The sequence below is a fragment of the Kitasatospora sp. MY 5-36 genome, from assembly GCF_001182915.1.
Classification (GTDB): Bacteria; Actinomycetota; Actinomycetes; order Streptomycetales; family Streptomycetaceae; genus Kitasatospora.
Map to the genome: position 1 here is coordinate 1 of NZ_LFVW01001173.1, position 1,525 is coordinate 1,525.

The window sequence follows — 1,525 nt, forward strand, 5'->3', positions numbered from 1 at the left end:
CTCGGCCGCGCGGAGCTTGGCCTCCTCCGCGGCGCGGCGCTCGGCCTCCTCCGCGGCCCGTCGGCGCGCCTCCTCCTCGGCCTTGCGCCGGGCCTCGGCGGCGGCCCGCTCGGCCTCCTCCTTGGCCAGCCGCTCCTTCTCCGCCTGCTCGGCCCGCAGCTGCGCCAGCACCTCCTGCCGCTTGCGCTCGGCGGCCTCCTCCTCGGCCTTCTTGCGGGCCTCCTCGGCGGCGCGGCGCTCGGCCTCCTCCTTGGCCAGCCTCTCCTGCTCGGCGCGGGCGGCCTTCTCCTGCTCGGAGAGCGGCAGCTCGCGGTCGAGCCGGTGCCGGATGGCGGTGGTGACGAAGTCGGGGGCCTGGCTGCCGTCCACGACCAGGTAGCGCGCCGGGTCGGCGGCGGCGAGGGAGAGGAAGCCGGCCCGGACCCGCTGGTGGAACTCGGTGGGCTCGGACTCCAGCCGGTCCAGCGCCTCGGTGAAGCGCTCGCGGGCCCTGGTCGGGTCGACGTCCAGGACGACGGTCAGGTCGGGCAGCAGCCCGCCGGTGGCCCAGCGGGAGATCCGGGAGACCTCGGTCGCGGCCAGGTCGCGCCCGGCGCCCTGGTAGGCGATGGAGGAGTCCATGTACCGGTCGGTGATGACCACGGCGCCGCGGGCGAGGGCCGGCCGGATGACGTTCTCGACGTGCTCGGCGCGGTCGGCGGCGTAGATCAGCGCCTCGGCGCGGTGCGACAGGCCGGTGTTGCCGACGTCCAGGACGAGGCCGCGCAGCCGCTGGCCGACCGGGCTGCCGCCGGGCTCGCGGGTGAGCACGACCTCGTGCCCCTTGCCGCGGATCCACTCGGCGAGCGCCTGGGCCTGGGTGGACTTGCCGGCGCCGTCGCCGCCCTCCAGGGCGATGAAGAAGCCGGTGCCCGCACCCTGGTGCGGCACCGGGCCGCCCGCGCCGCGCACCGAGTCCACCAGGTCCCGGACGAACGGCGCGGTGCCGCGCCGGTCGTCGGTGCGCAGCAGCACGACCGCGGCGAGCACCAGGGTGAGCAGCCCGGAGGTGGCGACGGCCAGGGCCGCGCCGCCGTGGATGAAGGTGAAGGAGCCGGGCTCGACGGTGCCGTACTCGACGTCCCCGTAGGCGGCGGCGATCAGCGGGACGACGACCAGCGCGGCGGCGACCACGGCCCGGAGCACCGCGAACAGGTGCTCGGTGACCTTCGGCAGCCGGGCCTCCTCGACCTCCTGGGCGAGCAGGGTGCGCCCGGCCGAGACCACGATCCCGGCGGCCAGGCCGGCCAGCACGGTGAGCAGCAGGACCAGCACGAAGTCGAGCACCAGGCCGGCCAGGATCAGCGCGACGCCCTGGGTGAGCAGCGCCAGCGCGAGCAGTCGGCGGCGGGACAGCGAGGGCAGCGTGGCCCGGGTGAGCCGGGTGCCCAGGGCGGGCGTCCCGGCGGCGGCGAGCACCAGCAGGCCGTAGCCGATCGGCCCGGCGCGGTGCTCGGCGGCGGTCAGCAGCGCGAGCGCGGCGACG

1 protein-coding gene is annotated in these 1,525 nt (G+C 77.0%); it reads right to left on the reverse strand.

What is annotated here, in order from left to right:
* A partial coding sequence (gene tmk, locus AE652_RS41145) for a dTMP kinase (RefSeq protein WP_049661085.1) occupies positions 1-1,525 on the reverse strand: 1,525 nt, incomplete at both ends.